At 44.3% G+C, this 20,175-nt stretch carries 18 protein-coding genes, 1 riboswitch and 1 other annotated feature; of the genes, 5 read left to right on the forward strand and 13 right to left on the reverse strand.

What is annotated here, in order from left to right:
- Positions 1 to 43 precede the first annotated feature (43 nt).
- The 9 genes from hisIE to AACV20_RS16150 all read right to left on the reverse strand — a co-directional run bounded on the left by hisIE (position 44) and on the right by AACV20_RS16150 (position 9,223).
- Positions 44 to 679 (reverse strand): bifunctional phosphoribosyl-AMP cyclohydrolase/phosphoribosyl-ATP diphosphatase HisIE, encoded by a 636-nt coding sequence (gene hisIE / locus AACV20_RS16110; protein WP_017043909.1) that lies wholly within the window; start codon positions 677 to 679, stop codon positions 44 to 46.
- On the reverse strand, positions 676 to 1,449 hold the full coding sequence (gene hisF / locus AACV20_RS16115; RefSeq protein WP_017044649.1) for an imidazole glycerol phosphate synthase subunit HisF: 774 nt from the start codon (positions 1,447 to 1,449) through the stop codon (positions 676 to 678). Before hisF ends, hisIE begins: the two co-directional genes overlap by 4 nt.
- The gene (hisA, locus tag AACV20_RS16120; protein WP_013857092.1) at positions 1,431 to 2,168 is read right to left on the reverse strand and encodes a 1-(5-phosphoribosyl)-5-[(5-phosphoribosylamino)methylideneamino]imidazole-4-carboxamide isomerase; all 738 of its coding nucleotides are present in this window, start codon (positions 2,166 to 2,168) and stop codon (positions 1,431 to 1,433) included. Before hisA ends, hisF begins: the two co-directional genes overlap by 19 nt.
- 13 nt (positions 2,169 to 2,181) lie before the next feature.
- A complete protein-coding gene (hisH, locus tag AACV20_RS16125) occupies positions 2,182 to 2,844 on the reverse strand; it encodes an imidazole glycerol phosphate synthase subunit HisH (RefSeq protein ID WP_013857093.1) in 663 nt (220 codons plus the stop codon).
- Positions 2,844 to 3,917, reverse strand: coding sequence for a bifunctional histidinol-phosphatase/imidazoleglycerol-phosphate dehydratase HisB (gene hisB / locus AACV20_RS16130; RefSeq protein WP_013857094.1), 1,074 nt, complete (start codon positions 3,915 to 3,917; stop codon positions 2,844 to 2,846). Before hisB ends, hisH begins: the two co-directional genes overlap by 1 nt.
- Positions 3,918 to 3,997: 80 nt before the next feature.
- Entirely contained in the window at positions 3,998 to 5,038 is a 1,041-nt protein-coding gene (hisC, locus tag AACV20_RS16135; protein WP_026028030.1) for a histidinol-phosphate transaminase, read from the reverse strand.
- Positions 5,038 to 6,336, reverse strand: coding sequence for a histidinol dehydrogenase (hisD, locus tag AACV20_RS16140; protein WP_017047736.1), 1,299 nt, complete (start codon positions 6,334 to 6,336; stop codon positions 5,038 to 5,040). Before hisD ends, hisC begins: the two co-directional genes overlap by 1 nt.
- Positions 6,337 to 6,341: 5 nt before the next feature.
- Positions 6,342 to 7,238, reverse strand: a complete 897-nt coding sequence (hisG, locus tag AACV20_RS16145) for an ATP phosphoribosyltransferase (RefSeq protein ID WP_026027608.1) — start codon at positions 7,236 to 7,238, stop codon at positions 6,342 to 6,344.
- Positions 7,239 to 7,291: 53 nt separating this feature from the next.
- Positions 7,292 to 7,428, reverse strand: a sequence feature (His leader region).
- A 193-nt stretch (positions 7,429 to 7,621) separates the two neighbouring features.
- Positions 7,622 to 9,223, reverse strand: a complete 1,602-nt coding sequence (locus AACV20_RS16150) for a Na+/H+ antiporter NhaC family protein (RefSeq protein WP_026028031.1) — start codon at positions 9,221 to 9,223, stop codon at positions 7,622 to 7,624.
- Between the two features lie 116 nt (positions 9,224 to 9,339).
- Positions 9,340 to 9,523, reverse strand: a riboswitch (Lysine riboswitch).
- Between the two features lie 418 nt (positions 9,524 to 9,941).
- Here AACV20_RS16150 and AACV20_RS16155 point away from each other — a divergent pair.
- On the forward strand, positions 9,942 to 10,355 hold the full coding sequence (locus AACV20_RS16155; protein WP_017043902.1) for an H-NS histone family protein: 414 nt from the start codon (positions 9,942 to 9,944) through the stop codon (positions 10,353 to 10,355).
- Between the two features lie 56 nt (positions 10,356 to 10,411).
- Here AACV20_RS16155 and AACV20_RS16160 read toward each other — a convergent pair whose 3' ends face one another.
- Together AACV20_RS16160 and AACV20_RS16165 are read right to left on the reverse strand one after the other, a co-directional pair.
- The gene (locus AACV20_RS16160) at positions 10,412 to 11,716 is read right to left on the reverse strand and encodes an inosine/guanosine kinase (protein ID WP_013857102.1); all 1,305 of its coding nucleotides are present in this window, start codon (positions 11,714 to 11,716) and stop codon (positions 10,412 to 10,414) included.
- 102 nt (positions 11,717 to 11,818) lie between these two features.
- Positions 11,819 to 12,088 carry a hypothetical protein gene (locus tag AACV20_RS16165; RefSeq protein WP_013857103.1) on the reverse strand — a complete coding sequence of 90 codons (270 nt, stop codon included), beginning with the start codon at positions 12,086 to 12,088 and terminating at the stop codon, positions 11,819 to 11,821.
- 199 nt (positions 12,089 to 12,287) lie between these two features.
- On the opposite strand from AACV20_RS16165, the gene mnmA reads away from it, so the two are divergent.
- The 3 genes from mnmA to purB are packed head-to-tail and all read left to right on the forward strand — an operon-like array spanning position 12,288 to position 15,472.
- Complete coding sequence (mnmA, locus tag AACV20_RS16170; RefSeq protein WP_013857104.1) at positions 12,288 to 13,409, forward strand: tRNA 2-thiouridine(34) synthase MnmA; 1,122 nt, start codon at positions 12,288 to 12,290, stop codon at positions 13,407 to 13,409.
- Between the two features lie 20 nt (positions 13,410 to 13,429).
- Positions 13,430 to 14,047, forward strand: coding sequence for a high frequency lysogenization protein HflD (gene hflD, locus AACV20_RS16175; protein ID WP_170907632.1), 618 nt, complete (start codon positions 13,430 to 13,432; stop codon positions 14,045 to 14,047).
- A gap of 54 nt (positions 14,048 to 14,101) precedes the next feature.
- On the forward strand, positions 14,102 to 15,472 hold the full coding sequence (gene purB / locus AACV20_RS16180) for an adenylosuccinate lyase (RefSeq protein ID WP_013857106.1): 1,371 nt from the start codon (positions 14,102 to 14,104) through the stop codon (positions 15,470 to 15,472).
- 101 nt (positions 15,473 to 15,573) lie between these two features.
- Here the strand turns inward: purB and serC are convergent, their stop codons facing one another.
- The gene (serC, locus tag AACV20_RS16185; protein WP_026027606.1) at positions 15,574 to 16,671 is read right to left on the reverse strand and encodes a 3-phosphoserine/phosphohydroxythreonine transaminase; all 1,098 of its coding nucleotides are present in this window, start codon (positions 16,669 to 16,671) and stop codon (positions 15,574 to 15,576) included.
- A gap of 143 nt (positions 16,672 to 16,814) precedes the next feature.
- Positions 16,815 to 18,074 (reverse strand): DUF945 family protein, encoded by a 1,260-nt coding sequence (locus AACV20_RS16190; RefSeq protein WP_064624993.1) that lies wholly within the window; start codon positions 18,072 to 18,074, stop codon positions 16,815 to 16,817.
- A 174-nt stretch (positions 18,075 to 18,248) separates the two neighbouring features.
- Between AACV20_RS16190 and AACV20_RS16195 the strand changes: the two genes are divergently transcribed.
- Positions 18,249 to 20,174: an ATP-binding protein gene (locus AACV20_RS16195; RefSeq protein ID WP_170907633.1), complete on the forward strand. Its 1,926-nt coding sequence runs from the start codon at positions 18,249 to 18,251 to the stop codon at positions 20,172 to 20,174.
- Position 20,175 lies beyond the last annotated feature (1 nt).

Consider the following 20,175-nt stretch of genomic DNA (forward strand, 5'->3'; position numbering starts at 1 on the left):
TCTCAAAAACGGAAGCCTCTTTATTTAAGAGGCTTCACTGTGTTTATTTATGGCGTTCTTTAAGCTTATCAATCACATCACTCAACGCTAATCCTTGGTCTTGCAATAGCACCAATAAGTGATAAATCAAATCAGCAGACTCACACACTAACTCCGCCTTATCGCCCGACGTCGCCGCAAGCGCAACTTCAACGCCCTCTTCGCCCACTTTCTGCGAAATACGCTTTGTTCCACGGGCATAAAGGCTAGCGGTGTAAGAGGAATCAGGGTCGGCACTCTTGCGGGCAGCCAATAGCTGCTCAAGCTGATGAAGCCACACCATTTGAGACTCTTCTTGTGCATCGTTATCCCAACAGGTTGTGGTTCCAGTATGGCACGTTGGCCCAATGGGATTCACTTTGACCAATAAAGTGTCATTATCACAATCGAGCGCCATGTTTTTCAACTGTAACACATGACCAGAGGTCTCTCCTTTGGTCCAAAGGCGCTGTTTGCTGCGAGAAAAGAACGTCACTTGGCCTGTTTGCGCGGTTTTTTGCAACGCATCTTGGTTCATGTAACCCATCATAAGCACTTGACTTGATTGAAAATCTTGCACTATCGCCGGAACAAGGCCATCAACTTTGTTCCAATCAATACGCTCAGAAAGTGCAACCGCACTCGATACTTGAAAACTCATCGTCTTACCTCTACACCTTCTGCTTGTAAATATTGTTTTAATTCGCCGATATTGATGATCTGCTTGTGAAAAACCGATGCCGCCAACGCGCCATCGACATGAGCTTGTTGGTAAGCTTGCGCAAAGTGCTCCATCGTTCCCGCCCCGCCAGAAGCGATAAGTGGCACGCGACACACAGCACGTACCTTCTGGAGTTGCTGTAGATCATAACCATTACGCACGCCGTCTTGGTTCATCATATTCAATACGATTTCACCCGCACCACGTTTTTGTACCTCTTGTACCCAATCGCAAGTTTGCCACTGTGTTGCTTTGGTGCGCGTCTCATCGCCAGTAAATTGATAGACCTGATACTGACCCGTTTCTTGATCGAAGTAAGAGTCAATTCCGACCACAATACATTGCACGCCAAATTTATCCGCCAAGTCAGTAATCAACTGTGGGTTAGCGAGTGCTGGAGAGTTAATGGAGACTTTATCTGCACCAAATTCTAAAATTCGTGCAGCATCTTCGGCAGATTTAATACCGCCCGCGACGCAAAATGGAATATCAATCACTGCCGCGACACGCGCAACCCAACTTTTATCCACCACTCGGCCATCACTCGACGCGGTAATGTCATAAAATACCAACTCATCCGCACCCTCTTCGGCGTAGCGTTTTGCAAGCGGTACGATATCACCAATGATTTCGTGATTGCGAAACTGCACCCCTTTCACTACTTGTCCATCGCGGACATCCAAACAAGGAATTATGCGTTTTGCCAACATTCGAATGCCTCCTGAGCGGTGAACTTACCATCTAATAAGGCACGACCGACAATCACGCCTGCGACGCCACTGCCTGTTAAGGCTTTGATGTCCGCTAAGCTACCGATACCACCTGAGGATTGAAACTGTACTTGTGGGTACTGTTTGCATAAATCGATATACAATTCAACGTTAGAACCGGCTAGTGTGCCATCGCGGGAAATATCAGTGCACAATACGTGCGTCAAACCAACCGTTAGGTAATCATCAATCAAGGCTTCTATCGTTACACCTGAATCTTCTTGCCAACCTGAAATGGCCACTTTACGTGTGCCGTCTTGATCAATGTTGATGTCTAGCGCTAGCACAATTTTTTCTGCGCCATACTTTTCCATCCATCCTTTGACTAATTCAGGCTGTTTTACGGCCGTAGAACCGACAACCACGCGCTGCGCACCCGCATTTAATAAATCCACCACATCTTGCTCACTACGCACACCGCCACCAATTTGAATATTGGCAGGGGTACTGGCAAGCAGTTTGGCAATCAGATCAAGCTGTCGGGCTGAGGTATCTTTTGCACCCGTTAAATCGACAAGGTGCAACCAGTTAGCTCCAGCCTGATGATAGAGGCGAAACTGCTCTGCAGGGTCCACTTTGTATTCGGTAACTTGACCATAATCGCCTTGAAATAAGCGAACCACTTGGCCATCAATTAAATCTAATGCTGGAATAATCATTGCTAATTCCCTTTTATAATTCCAAGAAGTTCTTGATCAGTGCCGAGCCGGCTTTGGATGAGCGCTCTGGGTGAAATTGGACACCATAGTAATTACCGCTTTGCAGCGCCGCGGTGAAAGGCTTGCCGTATTCACATTCAGCAATCGTGTATTCACCGACGGGCATGGCGTAGCTATGGACAAAATAGAAATATTCGCCTTGCTCAATGCCTTTAAACAGAGGATGGCCTCTTTCGGCATTGACCGTATTCCAACCCATATGTGGCAGTGGTAAATCGCCTGTATCCATCAGGCGAACCTCGCCGTCACATAACCCCAAGCATTCAACAATGTCATTAGCTTGATCGTTAGCTTGCTGTCCTTTTTCTTCTGACAGCTGACCTAACAGTTGCATGCCTAAGCAGATGCCGAGCAGTGGCTTTTCAACCTGTTTCACCAAGGTGATTAAATCGCGCTGTTGCAGATTTTTCATCGCCTCACTTGCCGTACCGACACCGGGTAAAAACAGCTTATCTGCCGTCAACACCACATCAGGATCTTTTGAAATAGTGACTGGGTAACCCAAGCGTTCGATGGCAAATTTCACGGAAGACACATTAGCGCAGCCTGTATCAATGATGACGACCTTTTGCGGCTGGCTGCTGTTATCACTCATCGCTTCGCGGACTGACGACATTACAGTACTCCTTTGCTGCTAGGTAGTTCATTGCCTTCCACTTTAATGGCTTGGCGCAATGTGCGGCCAAAAGCCTTAAACAAACTTTCAATAATATGGTGATCATTCTCACCACTGGATGAGAGATGCAGCGTACAGGCCAAAGTGTCGGTTAATGAACGGAAGAAGTGATATACCATTTCAGTGGAGAGATCGCCCACTTGCTCACGTGTAAAGGTGGCCTCAAATTTCAGATAAGGGCGACCCGATAGATCGAGCGCGCATTGTGCTAAACACTCATCCATCGGCAACGAAAAACCAAAACGACCAATGCCACGCTTATCGCCTAATGCCTCTTTTAAGGCTTGCCCGAGTGCTAATGCGGTATCTTCAATGGTGTGGTGATCATCAATGTGCAGATCACCATTGACGCTCAACTTCAATTGAAAACCACCATGGGTTGCGATTTGGTCAAGCATGTGGTCAAAAAAACCTAACCCCGTTGTAATTTGATTACCACCCGTTTCATCCAAATTGACCGCAACTTTAATGTCGGTTTCTTTAGTGGTTCTTACCACTTCGGCGCTGCGCGCTTTCACGGTTAAGTCTTTAACTATTTCACGCCATCCCATACTTTTCGGATGATATTGAATACCACGGATCGCCATATTTTCAGCCAGTTGCAGGTCGGTCATTCGATCGCCAATCACCACTGATTGCTGAAAATCGACTTTGCCTCCTTGCAGATACTCTTTAACCATCCCCAGTTTGGGTTTGCGGCAAGAGCAATTATCTTTTTCAAAGTGCGGGCAAATCAGCACATCATCAAAGATCACTCCTTGGGACTGAAAAATGTCCATCATCATCGCATGAGGGGCATCGAAATCCGCTTGAGGATAACTATCCGTCCCCAGCCCATCTTGGTTGGTGACCATTACCAGCCGATAACCCGCAGCCTGCAAAGCCAGTAGGCTTGGGATCACATACGGCTCTAGTTTCAGTTTGTCTAAACGATCAACTTGGAAATCGACCGGAGGCTCAACAATTAAGGTTCCGTCACGATCAATAAAGAGAATTTTTTGCTGTTTGCTCACTGGAATATCCTTTTCTATTGGCCAGTAACGTCACTTAAACGACTGGCTCTTATTCATTTTGGGCTATTTATGGTGCTTGATTACTGATAATAATTGCGAATAAAAGCGAGTGTTTTTTCACACTCTTCGCGATTACCGATACTGATCCTCACGCAATTTTCAATCGGAGAATTGCGTAAAATAATGCCGTGATCCCAAGCGGCTTTAAACAGCGCATCACCATCGGGAAATTTCACTAATAGGTAGTTTCCCCACCCTTCAAACACAGTTAAATTGGGCACCATATACAGCCCTGCTTGTAAGTAAGCACGGTTTGCATTGAGATCCAACACTTGGAATTTGGTACGAGCAAGCCCAGCTTCCGATAACGCTTGCACGGCAATGTCTGCTACCGGAATTGGCACGGGATAAGGTGCAATTACCTTCTGCAGCACATCAATCAGCTCTTTACTGGCCAAGGTAAAACCGCAGCGCAAACCTGCAAGCGCAAACGCTTTGGATAAGGTGCGTAAAATCGCCAGATTCGAGTATTGCGCTAATAAATCAACGGTTGAGGCTTCTGGACAGAAATCAATGTAGGCTTCATCCATCACGACAATAGCGCGGTCTTTAGTCATTTCCAGCAAAGCAATAATATCTTGGCGCTTAACCAAATTGCCGGTTGGATTATTAGGACTACAAACGAAGATCAACTTCACGCTGTCTAAATTGGCACGAATGGCTGACAGATCGAGCTGCCAATCCGCTGTTAATGGCACAACTTTACGCTCGACACCGAACGTTTCAGCGCTAATCGCGTACATACCATAAGTCGGCGGACAGTATAAAATAGCGTCTTGATTGGGCTCACAAAATGCGCGGATCAAAAGTTCAATCCCTTCATCAGCACCGCGTGAGGTCAACACCTGCTCTGGCTGTACCTTGGCATAAGCCGCATACGCATCGATCATAGCTTTGGGTTGGCAATCACTGTAACGGTTCAAACGTACAAAATCGGTTTTGTACTCATTATTGAATGGCGATTCGTTGGCATTGAGCCACACATCACCACTGCCGCCAATACGGCGAGCCGATAAGTAAGGTTTTAGTGCTTGAATTTGCTTACGAGCCAGTTTTTCCATCATTTTTTCGCCTTTTGCAATTTTTCGACTCGAATGGTGACCGCACGTTTGTGTGCATCCAATCCTTCAGCTTCTGCCATTGTGACCACGGTTGGCGCTAACCCTTGTAAGCCCTCTGCGCTGAGTTCTTGCACCGTCATGCGCTTACTAAAATCAGCTAAACCAAGGCTAGAATAAGTACGCGTGTAACCGTATGTTGGCAAAACGTGGTTGGTACCCGAAGCGTAGTCACCGGCTGATTCTGGTGACCACTCACCTAAGAAAATTGAGCCAGCGTTATCAAGTAACGGCAACAGCTCACGAGGGTTCCGCGTTTGCACAATTAAGTGCTCAGGACCGTAGTAGTTCGAGATAGAAACCGCTTGGGTCAAAGACTCAGCAATGATAATCAAACTAGAAGCCAAGGCTTTTTCTGCAATGGCGGCGCGAGATAAGCTTTTTAGCTGCTTTTGCACTGCATCTGTTACTTGATCGGCAATCACCGCTGAAGGGGTCACTAACACAACTTGTGAATCAGGTCCGTGCTCAGCTTGGCTAAGCAGATCAGCCGCGATGAAATCGGCATCGGCCGTATCATCAGCAATCACCAACACTTCCGAAGGACCCGCTGGCATATCAATCGCTGCACCGCGAAAATCATTGCTCACTTGACGTTTTGCTTCTGTCACGTAGGCATTACCGGGGCCGAAGATTTTGTCTACTTTAGCAACGGATTTAGTCCCATAAGCCATTGCTGCAACCGCTTGACCACCACCAATGTTGTACACCTCATCAATGTTACACAGCTTGGCCACGTAGAGGATTTCGTCCGCAATCGGTGGCGGTGAGCAGAGCACCACTTTACGACACCCTGCAATTTGTGCAGGAACACCCAACATTAATACGGTAGAAGGTAAAGGCGCACTGCCTCCGGGAATGTACAAGCCCACCGTATTAATTGGACGCGTGACTTGTTCACACACCACTCCCGGCTGCGTTTCCACTTTGATCGGTTGCAGCTTTTGTGCTTTATGGAACTTAGTAATGTTCTCATAAGCTTGTTGAAGCGCTCGTTTCATCTTGTCAGAAAGACGCTCACACGCCGCATCAATCTCACCACTTGAGACGCGAATTGAATCCGGTTTCACGCGGTCAAATTTTTCAGTTAACTCAATTAACGCTTGGTCACCTTGCGCTTTTACCTGCGCAATCACGGCGCTCACGGCAGCAGTGACATTGGCTCCTTCAGTAATGGCCGGGCGTTCTAAAATTGAATCTTGCTGAGTTTCACTCAACGATTGCCAAACGACAGTTCTCATCGCCGTTACTCCATCATTTTATCGATAGGTAAAACCAAAATAGAACTCGCCCCTAATGCTTTTAGGCGCTCCATGGTTTCCCAAAATAGGTTCTCGGTACTGACCACATGTACTGCAACGCGATTTTTCTCCGCCGATAAAGGCAGCACTGTTGGGTCTTCCGCTCCCGGAAGTAAGTCTTTAATCGCTTCTAATTGATCAACCGGGGCATGCAGCATGATGTATTTGGACTCTTTGGCTTGAATCACGCCTTGCATACGCGTCAATAAACGAGCAATCAATGCTTGCTTATCTTCACTGAATTCACCTTGACGCTGAATGAGTGTTGCTTTGGATTGGAAGATAACTTCAGCCTCTTTGAGACCATTCGCTTCTAATGTTGCGCCGGTAGAAACAAGGTCAGCAATCGCATCGGCTAGGCCAGCTCGTGGCGCAACCTCAACAGAACCTGTGAGCACACAAGTGCTAAAATCAATGCCCTTTTCATCCATGTACGCTTTGAGTAGCTGCGGATAAGTTGTGGCGATGCGTTTACCCGCCAAATCTTGAGGACCGTTGTATTGCTGATCTTTATTGATCGCGATGGATAAGCGGCAACCACCAAAATCAAGACGGCGCAGTGAAACAAACTCACTTTTCTTATTTTGCGACAAGCGTTCTAAACGCACCTCTTCCAGTTCATTCTCACCAATGAAACCGAGATCAACCACACCGTCCATCACCAGCCCGGGTATGTCGTCATCACGCACTAGCAGTAGGTCGATCGGCATATTGAGAGAGTGAACGACAAGACGCTCACCCATGATATTGAATTTCACGCCGCATTTTTTAAGTAAGTCTTGGCACTCTGAGCTCAAGCGGCCTTTCTTCTGGATGGCAATTCTTAGGCGTTGTGTTTGCATGACAATTTCCCTGTGCAATGTATTGAATGTATTTGGAATTGAGTTAAAGCAAAATGAAAAAACCCTCGGGAGATTTGCGTTCTCCCGAGGGTTTTAATCTAAATGCTTTGACTTAACCACCGGGAGTTTCCTGCCTCCCGGGTATGCGTACATCTCCCCGAAAGATTATTTAGGGTGATGGTGATGATGAATGTTCATTACAAAATTACGCATACTTATCAGCTCTTATTGGTTTGCTGTCTTGACTCCACACTAACCAAGCTGATGTTCTTTTTCAACTAAAAATTTTGCTTTTTTAAAATCTTTTTTCGCCGTCGTGCACCAGTAATAAAAAAGGGAAACTTTCGTTTCCCTTTTATCAACTCCATTTAACCAAAATACGGCTACAACGTCTCGCAATGTGTCATTTTTGATTTCGCCATAGCGGCCATAATCATGCACACAATGATAAATGCAACAGAAGCACAAGCCAACGAGATCAGCACTGACGCTGTCATGCCTAAAACAACAAAACCGACACTCGAAACCAAGGCCGTAGCCAGTGCATACGGCAATTGTGTCGCAACGTGATCGATATGGTTACAACGCGCGCCTGTCGACGATAAAATGGTGGTGTCAGAAATAGGAGAACAGTGGTCACCAAAAACGGAACCGGCGAGCACCGCGCTCAGCATCGGGAGTATTAGAGCGATATCGGTCGCCGCAGCCATATCTCCAGCAATGGGCAACATGATGCCAAACGTTCCCCAAGAAGTGCCGGTTGAAAATGCCATCACACCCGATAGTAAGAATAAGATGACTGGTAGCCAATGCGGATCAATATTACCTTGAACCAAAGATGACATATACGCACCGGTTTTCATGTCCCCAATAACAGAGCCAATTGTCCAGGCAAAAATCAGGATCAAAATCGCACCAAACATCGATTTAGCACCGATCCACAATGTATTACTGATGTCATTCATTGGCAGCTTTTGCTTAAACACGGTAAACAGAGCCATCGCCAAGCCAACTAGCCCGCCGTAAATCAATGAAGCGCCGACATTGGTGTTTTCAAACGCACCCAGTAGATCAAATGCTTTACCGTCTGCGGCTAAAGATTGACCACCCGTAAATAACATGGCTGAAACCGTTGCAATGATGAGTAATACGATAGGCAGAACCAGATCCAACACTTTGCCATGTTCGCTCTCTTTGATATCAAGCTCTTCATTTAACTCATGTGCGTCTTGGCTATCGTTTTCATTTGCGTCGTCAAATCCACGGCCTTGGGAGGCATTAATTTCATGCTGGCGCATTTGACCAATATCTAATTGGAACCACACCACCGCAAACACCATCAGTAATGCAAAAATGGCATAAAAATTCATTGGTACTAAACGCATGTACGCGCCCAATGCCGAATATTCGGTAATCCCGTGAGAAACGAGAATACCGCCAATAATCGTCATAATGTACGCGCCCCAGCTAGAAGCTGGCATCACAACGCACATTGGTGCTGCAGTTGAATCAAGGATATAGGCAAGTTTAGCGCGAGATACATAAAAGCGGTCAGTCACAGGGCGAGAAATAGAACCTACGGCTAGACTGTTAAAATAATCATCAACGAAAATAAACACACCCAAAAATGCCGCCAGCAGTTTTGAGCCACGTTTACTTTTTACGCGGACTTGTGCCCATTCGGCAAAAGCACGAGTACCGCCAGACAAAGTTAATAGCGCGGTCATCATACCTAATAAAAGCAAAAACCCGACGATACTCATATTCCAAGTGTTAATGCCGCCATCAGCAACAAAGACGCTTGATACCTTAGTAGCAACATAACTGAATGCACTACCAAAAGAATAATCCGCGAGTAATACCGCGCCTAATACAATACCGACACCTAATGAAACAAGCACTCTGCGTGTAAGAACAGCCAAACTTAATGCTACCAGAGGCGGTAACAGCGACAGAGGAGATGATGCAAAATCGATTAAATTCATGATCTTCAAAAACCAGTAAGTAAATGGTTAGAGATCTACTGCAGACAAATTACAGGCTAAGGTAACCATGTAATTCATGTTGAACTAAGCGAAAGGGAAGCGAACACTTCACCCAACCCTACAGTAGCGCTCCATAGTTTAAAAAAAGAATAGACTATGGCAGTGTTGTTCCTATTCGAATACAACCCCAGCAAGCTGCTTTAATGTGCATACTTACTTCGGCGATAAAACCTTTCACTTTTGTTCATTGGCATTACCCCAACAGAAGTTACTATTTTCTACCGCACCTCTACGTCAAAGAAAGTACAATAAATCACCGTTATTAAGTCATTTTAACAATGATAAATGTCTTACTTCGCTTTAGGTAAATGACATTGTACTTAACAACGAATGCATTGCAACCGATCATGTCATCAAAGTGCATCAATTATTGGTCACATTCATTAAGAAACATTGAGACTTCTTTCATAATGTGGTGCAATGAATATCACGAAGATTATAATAAAAAACATTAATTATAAGTCTATCTAAAAATCATTGATGATCTTCTTGATACTACTACTTATGTATGAAATTAGCTCATCATTAACAAGTTCATATTTTTTTGATTTTTATTTATCTATTAAATTTTCATTAATATTTGAATCTAATATTGTAAGTACCAATTCAGCAGTTTATTATTGCTGTGTCGACTAAATTAAATCAAATAGGAATAGTCATGTCTGAATTAACAAAAACTCTACTTAATATTCGTAGCCTACGCGCTTTTTCCCGTGAACTCACTCTAGAGCAGCTTGAAGAAGCACTAGATAAATTAACGATCGTTGTTCAAGAACGCAGAGAAGCGGAAGAAGAAGAACGCTCTGCTCGCGCAGAACAAGAAGCGAAGCTGGCTGCGATTGCAGAACAGATTGCCAAAGACGGTATTGATGTAAGCGCATTAATTTCTGCACTTTCTGGTGAAACTAAGAACAAAGTTAAAGTTCAAGGCAAACGCGCACCTCGTCCAGCAAAATACAAATATCTTGATGCCAATGGCCAAGAAAAAACATGGACAGGTCAAGGTCGCACACCTTCTGCAATTCAAGAGCAACTTGATGCAGGTAAATCTCTAGAAGAATTCGAGATTTAATAACTCTTTAGCAAATAAAAAGGCTCCTAACGGAGCCTTTTTATTATTTTAATCTTTTATCTTTCCCAATACGCTTCTTCTAAGCTGTCTTCACGTTCAGGTAAACCACGTGACAGACGAGGTGAATGCTGGGCTAGCACCTCATAACTGGCACGGTTGGAATATTTGCAAACTTGCGAGAAGGATGAATAGGTTAAAAAGTTATTCTGATGCTTGCTCGAATTAGGGACGTTCTCTTTATGATATTTATTGGCTGCCATATCATGCAGCAATGCCGACAACGCCGCATCTCCCGCACCATTAGTATTTTTAATTTTCTCAGGCCCACCCATATACGGTGAAATATGAGAATAAACACGTATCGGATTTTCACAACTTATTTTTGATGCTGGGCGACTAAATTCATAACGATTGAATTCAGCAATAGAACCAGGTAATAGTGGCAACGATGTTTCACGTTTCGCTGCATCTTCAGTATATCCTGCCATAAATAAACCGACTGGTCCTGCGGTGCATAATACAAGATCGACCCAATCTAAAGCTTTATTTGACGCTGCAAGAGGATCACTTTCCCCGGTTAATGCTTCGGCTTCATCTTCATTCATGGCAACAACAGTGACATGATCACGCAAAAAATTTTGCCAAAATTGAGGGTCATCTTGAATAACAAATTTAGTACCTAAGGTTAAAACAACAGGTACATCATATTTCTTAGCATATTCAATCGCTCTCATTGTTGCCTCTGGCATTGGATCACCAGTTTTGCAGCGAATTAAATAAGCAGTCAATACTAAGGCTGAAGCACTTTTAAATATTTTTTCTGGAACACTTTCTGCGCGAAGTTGGTTCATTTGCCCTTCACTAATAGCAAAGGTTCTTTCTCCATCCTCTGTGATCAAGGCAAAGCAGCGCCCAATCGCTCCATCGACCGCTTGTAAATAATTCAGATCCATCCGACTTGATGTATTACATAAATAACGATAACCGTAGCTACCAATTTTTATATCTTGACTCATCACACCTAACAACGTTGAGCGATCATCTGCCAGCACCGAATAATTGTGTAATGTGTTGCCAATCGTTCCCCCAGCATATTCGTTAGTAATCAGACCATTTTGTTTGAGCTCAGTGTACAACGCTTCGGCCTTCTGATCGTCAATCACTAACGAATGGCCTTTACTAAGCTCATATTTTTCGATGAGGTCAGTATTTACTTTCGCTTCTATATCCACCAAGGTCTGGTCAATACCAATAATATGTGTACGTGACATTTTTTTATTTTCTTGTGCTTGGATAACAAGTGGGTCACGTGCATGAACAGGAAAGTAATGCTTTGATTTGCGTTGGCCAGGAAATTTCATAACGTCAGTCTGAGTAGAGGAGAAAAAGATGCGCGATTCTACCGCGCACCCATTAGCGCGGCAACTAAGGCAACTATAGCAAACGTTTGCTCTTAATTATTTTTATTCACCTTCCATAAAGCTGAGATCAGGTAACCTATCTAAATGCTCTGAATAGCGTTTTAGGTCAAATTGCCCTTCGTTTTTCATCACATCAAAAATCTCAATTGCAAGCGCACAAGCAATAGAGGCAACGGCATCCTCCCTTGAGTGACCTGTCATCATCAAGCGCATCAAGGTTTCTTTGACCTTTAACGGATTTCCGTCCGCGAGTTGATTCTCTACTGTTTCGATGAGGAACGCGTCATCCATAATCTGATTGTCATCTTGCATTTTGTGGCCTTTTATTACGCTTTAAAATGGCACGCACTATGCCATAAGCCATTGTAGAATTCTAAAACTAATTTCGGCTGACATTGACAGATACGACGCCAATTAAACCAGATAGAAGTGTGATTGCTGTCTCGGATCTGTCGCGACGAAAATCTTTCTGCTAGAATCTGCGACCAAGTCAATTGAGTGGTATTAAGTAATGTCAGACAACCGCAGCGCAAACAGCCAAAAGAAAGTCATCGTCGGCATGTCCGGTGGCGTTGACTCCTCCGTTTCGGCGTATCTTCTCAAAGAGCAAGGTTATCAAGTCGAAGGCCTGTTCATGAAGAACTGGGAAGAAGATGATAACGAGGAATATTGTACAGCGGCGGAAGATTTAGCCGATGCACAAGCCGTGTGCGATAAGTTAGACATCCCTCTTCATACCATTAATTTTGCCGCCGAATATTGGGACAACGTATTTGAATATTTCCTTGAGGAATATAAAGCAGGGCGAACTCCCAACCCAGACATTCTTTGTAACAAAGAAATCAAGTTTAAAGCCTTTTTAGAGTTTGCAGATGAAGTGCTAGATGCCGATTATATCGCCATGGGCCACTATGTTCGACGCACCTTCCCTGAAGGTAATGACAAACCACAAATGCTGCGCGGCTTGGACAACAACAAAGACCAAAGCTACTTCCTCTATACATTAAGCCATGAACAAGTGGCTCGTAGCTTATTTCCTGTCGGTGATTTAGAAAAACCCGAAGTTCGACGCATTGCGGAAGAACAAGGTTTGGTGACGGCGAAGAAAAAAGATTCAACTGGTATCTGTTTCATCGGCGAGCGCAAATTTACCGACTTCTTGTCTCGCTATTTACCAGCACAACCGGGTAAAATTGAAACACCAGAAGGTCTCGTTATTGGTGAACATCAAGGCCTGATGTACCACACTTTAGGTCAACGCAAAGGGTTACACATTGGTGGCCAAAAAGGCGGTGGCGGTAACGAAGACCCATGGTATGTCGCTGATAAAGATCTTAAACGTAACGTTTTGATTGCAGTCCAAGGCGCTGATCACCCATTATTGAAATCTCATGGCTTGATCGCTTCCCAATTACACTGGGTTGATCGTACACCAATCCAAGCAACGCTAAGCTGCACGGTAAAAACACGTTACCGTCAAACGGATATAGCGTGTACCATCATCCCTATTGATGATGAAAACATTAAAGTCATTTTTGATGAGCCACAAGTGGCCGTCACGCCTGGTCAATCCGCGGTTTTCTATCAAGGCGATGTGTGTCTTGGCGGTGGAATTATTGAGCAGCGAATTTAAACAACTTAGGAGTAATAAACGTGGCTAACACCCTTTATGACCGTACCATCGCTTTTGCGGGTATCTGCCAAGCTGTCGCTTTAGTGCAACACGTAGCAAAAAATGGTCACTGTGATTCAGACGCGTTTGAAACTTCTCTAACGGCTATCTTAAGTACTAATCCAAACAATACACTTGATGTCTTCGGCTCTGAGGCCAACTTAAAAATTGGCCTCGAATGTTTGGTGAAAGGTATTGATAGCACGCCATCAGGGAGTGAAATCACTCGCTATATCATTAGCCTGATGGCATTAGAGCGTAAATTAAGCGCTCGTCGTGATGCGATGTCACTGCTGGGCGATCGTATTCAAACGATTGAACGTCAAGTCAACCATTTTGACTTGCTTGATGATCAGATGATCAGCAACCTTGCCAGTATCTACTTGGATGTTATCAGCCCTATTGGCCCGAGAATCCAAGTCACTGGAACCCCTACCATACTTCAACAAACTTCAACCCAGCACAAAGTGCGCGCCTTACTCCTTTCAGGAATTCGTTGCGCTGTCTTGTGGCGTCAGGTTGGAGGAAAGCGTCGCCATCTGATCTTCGGTCGTAAGAAAATGATCGAACAAGCTCAGATTTTATTAGCTCGAGTCTAATATTGACGCAAAGAATTCACTCTCACACTTAACCTCAAAATTCAGGAGAAAAACATGGAACTGTCAGCCTTGACTGCTGTTTCACCGGTAGACGGCCGCTACGGAAGTAAAACGATTGCGTTACGCAGTATCTTTAGTGAGTTTGGTCTCCTCAAGTATCGGACCATTGTTGAAATTCGTTGGTTACAGAAGCTTTCAGCCACTGCTGGAATTGCCGAAGTTCCAGCATTCAGTGATGAAGCCAATCAATTTCTTAATGCGATAGCAGACAATTTTAGCGAAGAAGATGCCGCTCGTATTAAAGAAATTGAACGCACAACGAACCATGATGTTAAGGCTGTAGAGTATTTCTTAAAAGAAAAAGTAGCGGGTGTTCCTGAGCTGCACGCCGTTAATGAATTCATTCACTTTGCTTGTACTTCAGAAGACATCAACAACACATCTCACGCGCTAATGCTCAAAGAAGCGCGCGATACCGTGCTTCTTCCTGAAATGCGCAACATTATTGATGCGATTCGTCACTTAGCAGAAGAGTATCGCGATATTCCGTTATTGTCTCGTACCCACGGACAGCCAGCATCACCAAGTACTATGGGTAAAGAGATGGCTAACGTAGCGTACCGTATGGAACGCCAATATAAGCAGATTGCCAATATCGAGATTCTCGCAAAAGTAAACGGCGCAGTAGGTAACTACAACGCTCACCTTTCAGCCTATCCAGAACTCGACTGGCATACCTTTAGTGAAGAGTTTATCACTGAATCGCTAGGTGTGGCGTGGAACCCTTATACCACACAAATTGAGCCACATGATTACATCGCAGAGCTATTTGATGCCGTTGCCCGCTTCAATACTATTCTGATCGACTTCGATCGTGACATTTGGGGCTATATCGCTTTGGGCCACTTCAGACAAAGAACCATTGCAGGTGAAATTGGTTCATCGACAATGCCACATAAAGTCAACCCGATCGATTTTGAAAACTCAGAAGGCAACCTAGGCCTTGCTAATGCCGTGTTCAATCACCTAGCACAAAAGCTGCCTATTTCTCGCTGGCAACGTGACTTGACAGATTCAACCGTGCTGCGTAACCTTGGTGTGGGTGTTGGTTATGCGATCATCGCCTACACTTCAACGCTAAAAGGGATCAGTAAACTGGAAGTGAACCGTGATGCGCTGCTTGCTGAGCTCGATAAAAACTGGGAAGTCCTTGCTGAACCAGTGCAAACAGTTATGCGCCGCTACGGCATCGAAAAACCGTACGAAAAATTGAAAGAACTCACGCGCGGTAAGCGAGTCGATGGTGAAGCAATGCGCCACTTTATTGATGGCCTTGCGCTACCTGAAGCTGAAAAAGCACGCTTGAAAGAGATGACACCAGCCAACTATATTGGCCAAGCAATTGAGTTAACCGACAAATTGTAATGCTCTTCAATCTAGCCGATTAATGACAAAGCCCACTTAGTGGGCTTTGTTTTTTAAGGTCGTATTTTATGTTATATCGTTTTTGATACCATCAAAAAACGTTAGGCGTACTGCTGTTCAAACTCTTGCATAAAATCAACTAAGGCTTGAACGCCTTCCAGTGTCATCGCATTGTAAATCGAGGCACGCATACCACCCGCGACTCGGTGACCTTGCAGCGAGACTAAACCACGCGCTTCAGCCAACTCTAAAAACGTACTATCCAACTCTGGTTTCACTAATTGGAAAGGCACATTCATCAGTGAACGGTTGTCTGGGTGAATGGTATTGCGATAGAAAGGTGACTCATCAATTGCGTTATAAAGCAGCGCTGCTTTCTCGCGGTTGATTTTCTCAATCGCCGCGACACCACCCTGCCCTTTTAGCCACTTGAACACGAGACCCGACAAATACCACGCAAACGTAGGCGGCGTGTTGAACATAGAATCTTGTTCAGCTTGCACTTTATAATTCAATATAGTCGGTAGCACATCACTGGCTAAATCAAGCAAATCATCACGAACAATCGCAATACAGATCCCCGCTGGCCCAATGTTTTTCTGCGCTCCCGCATAAATGACTCCGTACTTTGAGACGTCTATTTGGCGCGACAAAATCGTAGATGACATATCAGCTACAATCGGTTTGTCTGTATCTGGTAAATCATTAATCTCAATACCATCTATCGTTTCATTCGGACAAAAATGCACGTAAGCCGACTCAGGATCGATTTTCCATTCGCTAGCTGGTAATACCGCTGTTTTGCCCTCTTTGGTCACTTTGGCGTTGAAAACATCGATTTCACAATATTTCTTCGCTTCTTTGACCGCACTTTCAGCCCAGTAACCCGCATCAATATAGGTCGCTTTAGTCGCATCGCCTAATAAGTTTAAAGGCACCGCCGCAAACTGAGCGCGCGCTCCACCCTGACAAAATAATACTTTGTAATTACTCGGGATATTAAGCAAATCTCGCAGATCTTGCTCCGCTTCTTGAGCAACGCGAATAAAAGGTTTACTGCGATGACTAATTTCCATAACGGACGTGCCAAGCTCGTGCCAGTTAATAAACTCGGCTTGCGCTTTTTCCATCACGGCTTTAGGTAAGGCTGCAGGGCCTGCGCTGAAATTATAGACTGGGCCCGCTTGATTTGATTCCATGAGTTCCTTGCTCCTGCTATCGACAATTAATGTGATTAATACCACTTTTTGATGTGGATAAAAAGCGAGAAAAGAGCTTCTATCGGCTCTTTTCTCTTACTGATTGCTAAAACTCGCGAAATCGTTTGCTTGAGCGCCGTTCGCTATCGCATCAATGCCGGAAGTAATAGTGTCAATAGCGGCATTTGGTTGCCATTTTCAAATTCCAAGTTGCCCTCTTTCAGTTCAGCTTGGAGTCGATATCCTTGATCGGTTTGCTGCATAATTTCCATCACAACAAGCTCATCAATACCTTGCTGGATAAAAGGAAAATCTTCAACCAGCTGGTCAGAAATGAAGGTATCAATGTGGCCGGTTAAGGCTGGTAAAATGGTACTCGGATCTTGCACCACATTATTTGTCCCTTCAGGAACCGCTATCTTCCAGTTTGATTCAAACTCACCTTGGCCAACTTTTAGCGCCATTTTATTCATCGATAGATAAAAACCTTTCTCGAATAATGATTGCACATAAGGTAGTGCTTGCTGAATGTCCTCATCAGAAAGTTCTGGGCTGTTTTGGTAAAGCGTTGAGAGCTTCTCAAAAGCGTCACCATCTAAATCACCCAAGGTAAAATCAAGATTGAGGTCCTTCACCTCGCCTTCGCTATAAGTTAATTTATCCATCTCAATCAAGTGATTACTATCAAAACGAGAAGGCTCTCCTTTTAATACCGAATCAAAGGAATAACGCATGTTGTCCATACTCAGCGTATTTTCACCTAGGCCATCAACAAGATTAATTTTTGCTAACGCCAATGACTGTTGTCCTAGCCAGAAGCCTTTATCTTGTTTACCTATACCTTGACCAGTTAGCTGTGAAAGCATCATTTTTTCACCACTGGTAAAATCCAACTCAACAGAAGGAACATTCAGTTGATAAGTGATTTCACCTAGCACCGAAATATCACCTTTCAATGTGGCGGGCGTTGTCGAGAACGTCATCTCGCCATCTTCACTTTGGTAGTGCCAACTGTCTAGCGCCACAGTGTATTGAGTATTGCCATTCAACTGCGTGATACTGGTCATCGTCAATGGTAGATTTTCTTGATCAGCAATAACGGATGTTGCTGTTAAACTCAACAGGCCATGCTTAACCTCGCTATTGACTAGAACTTGGGTCGGTAAACCATCGGCAACAAACTGTTGTTTGAGCGTTTTATCTGCAATCTGATAGCGGGTTTGCACGGTTGATGAAAGGTAACCGCGCTTATAACTGACAATATCCGCCTCGATTGAACCTGAAGAGATATTTGCAATACCGTTAGTGATCACCTTTTCACCGATTTGCCCGACAGCCAACGGCCAGCATGCCGCTAAGACGATAGCACCACCAACCGCACCAATGATTTTTAACTGTTTCATAGTGTTCCATTCCTGAAGATTTTACCCAGTCTACCGTAAACAATTGAAAACCAAAACATGGAGTTAGGTCAGAGTATTGCTAAGATGTGATGAGAAATTCTAAAACCTAGCTCTCAAACCCACTGCGTAATACTTGCTACAGTAGTCAAAACAGCGATGACAGTAGAGGCTTGTGTGAACCATTACGCACTACTTTGTTTAGACAATAACCCAATCAGCACAGAACAGTTGCGAGCTGAGTTAGCTCCATTCGCCACTAAATTTGATCTTCATACAGCGGACACCATAGATGAAGCTGAGCAAGCCCTAGAATATTTGCACGAACAGCAACAAACGATTGCATTGGTCATTGCCAGTCACCATGAGCAGTTTGATGGTGCGGATTTTTTGACTCAACTCGATAAATCAATCCACACGCGTTCAGCGCGGAAAGTGCTGATAAGCTGCGGACAAGATATTCAAGCCATTCTCACCGCCGTCAATGAGGGGCGATTAGATTACTGTCTCACTAAACCACTACAAAATAACGTGCTCTATAAAACCGTCCAAAAAGAGCTCACGACCTACATCTTAGATCATGATAAAGACAACATTCTCAACTACAGCACAATACTTGATCAACAGCGCATCTTACGCGCGCACATCGATAATAAAATGCGCAGTTATCGAGATGGTTTTATCTCCGATTACCACAAGCTTTCTGATACAGAACTGGCTGAGCAAGTAATTGGTGCTTTACACCAATTTTTTGAAAATGAAGATGAAACTCGCGCCTGCCGTACATACTCCACTAATCACTTTCTTACCAAAGAGGGAGAAGAGAACCGCTTTCTTTGGTTCATCACTGAAGGTGAAGTGGCCCTGTATAAAAAAGATGATTTAGGGCAACAAAGAGAAGTGGTTCGCCACAAAAAAGGCAACATTGTCGGTGGTATGTCTTTTGTGACTGGTGAGAAATCTTTTTCTACTGCCGTCACCCTGACTAAAACCGATGTGATTAAACTAGACCGAGATGTGTTTGCAAAAGTCATGCATTCGGATACTCGGCTATTACCCCTATTTACTAACTTGCTGCTCCGCCATTTTAACCGCCGCTTACAACGCAGTATTAACACTAAATTGCAACTACAAAAAACGCTCGAATCACTTGAGTCAGCTCATCAGCAATTAATCGAGCGGGAAAAAATGGCCATGCTCGGTCAGCTTGTTGCAGGCGTCGCTCATGAACTAAACAATCCTGTCGCCGCAATTTTACGTGGAACCGAAACATTGTCAGACAAGATTGAGCACTTAGTCCAAGAGACTGAACATAAAAATCTGCAACATAAAGGCAGCCAACTATTAAGGAATGCACTTTCAGCCAAACCTACTTCTACATCAGAAGAGCGGGCACGCGCTAAAGCCATAGAAAATGAAATTCATCATCGTTTGATCGCAAAAAAATTGGTCAAACTCAATCTAGATGATGATCTTGCGCTCCGACAATCGGCTAAGCACGATCCCGAAAAAACGTTAGAAACACTGGAACAATTAGAAAACTATTTCCTAACTGGTAGTACACTTCGTTCTATCAATGTTTGTGCACAACGCATCGCCGATATGGTACGAAGCCTTAAAGGGTATGCTCGCCCTGATGATGAAGCGCTGCACAAGGTCAATATTCATGAAGGTATTGAAGACACTCTGGTTATTTTCGAAAATCGTCTTAAGCGCCACAAAGTCGAGAAAGAGTATGCCGACTTACCTTTGATTACCTGTCAGCCGATTGCATTACAACAAGTATGGACAAACCTCATTTCCAACGCTATTGATGCCTTCCCAGCCAATGGCGTACTGCACATTGCAACCACATTAGCAAAACAGGGTAATCAATCTTTTGTGACCATCAGTTTCACGGATAATGGTCGTGGGATCCCGTACGAGCAGAAAGAGCGTATCTTCACATTAAATTACACGACGAAAAAAGAAGGTAACTTTGGACTCGGTATTGGGCTTTCTGTCTGCCAACAAATAGTCCACCAGCATCAAGGTTGGATCGATGTTCAATCTGAACAGGATAAATACACGACAATGACGGTATGGCTGCCAGTTAGTCGATAAC

Source organism: Vibrio sp. B4-6 (assembly GCF_963888245.1).
GTDB classification, from domain to species: domain Bacteria; phylum Pseudomonadota; class Gammaproteobacteria; order Enterobacterales; family Vibrionaceae; genus Vibrio; species Vibrio anguillarum.

What these genes read in the sequence shown, in the direction of transcription:
- hisIE (WP_017043909.1), bottom strand. Translation starts at nt 679, where the DNA reads ATGAGTTTTCAAGTATCGAGTGCGGTTGCACTTTCTGAGCGTATTGAT.
- hisF (WP_017044649.1), bottom strand. Translation starts at nt 1,449, where the DNA reads ATGTTGGCAAAACGCATAATTCCTTGTTTGGATGTCCGCGATGGACAA.
- hisA (WP_013857092.1), bottom strand. Translation starts at nt 2,168, where the DNA reads ATGATTATTCCAGCATTAGATTTAATTGATGGCCAAGTGGTTCGCTTA.
- hisH (WP_013857093.1), bottom strand. Translation starts at nt 2,844, where the DNA reads ATGTCGTCAGTCCGCGAAGCGATGAGTGATAACAGCAGCCAGCCGCAA.
- hisC (WP_026028030.1), bottom strand. Translation starts at nt 5,038, where the DNA reads ATGGAAAAACTGGCTCGTAAGCAAATTCAAGCACTAAAACCTTACTTA.
- hisD (WP_017047736.1), bottom strand. Translation starts at nt 6,336, where the DNA reads ATGAGAACTGTCGTTTGGCAATCGTTGAGTGAAACTCAGCAAGATTCA.
- hisG (WP_026027608.1), bottom strand. Translation starts at nt 7,238, where the DNA reads ATGCAAACACAACGCCTAAGAATTGCCATCCAGAAGAAAGGCCGCTTG.
- AACV20_RS16150 (WP_026028031.1), bottom strand. Translation starts at nt 9,223, where the DNA reads ATGAATTTAATCGATTTTGCATCATCTCCTCTGTCGCTGTTACCGCCT.
- AACV20_RS16155 (WP_017043902.1), top strand. Translation starts at nt 9,942, where the DNA reads ATGTCTGAATTAACAAAAACTCTACTTAATATTCGTAGCCTACGCGCT.
- AACV20_RS16160 (WP_013857102.1), bottom strand. Translation starts at nt 11,716, where the DNA reads ATGAAATTTCCTGGCCAACGCAAATCAAAGCATTACTTTCCTGTTCAT.
- AACV20_RS16165 (WP_013857103.1), bottom strand. Translation starts at nt 12,088, where the DNA reads ATGCAAGATGACAATCAGATTATGGATGACGCGTTCCTCATCGAAACA.
- mnmA (WP_013857104.1), top strand. Translation starts at nt 12,288, where the DNA reads ATGTCAGACAACCGCAGCGCAAACAGCCAAAAGAAAGTCATCGTCGGC.
- purB (WP_013857106.1), top strand. Translation starts at nt 14,102, where the DNA reads ATGGAACTGTCAGCCTTGACTGCTGTTTCACCGGTAGACGGCCGCTAC.
- serC (WP_026027606.1), bottom strand. Translation starts at nt 16,671, where the DNA reads ATGGAATCAAATCAAGCGGGCCCAGTCTATAATTTCAGCGCAGGCCCT.
- AACV20_RS16190 (WP_064624993.1), bottom strand. Translation starts at nt 18,074, where the DNA reads ATGAAACAGTTAAAAATCATTGGTGCGGTTGGTGGTGCTATCGTCTTA.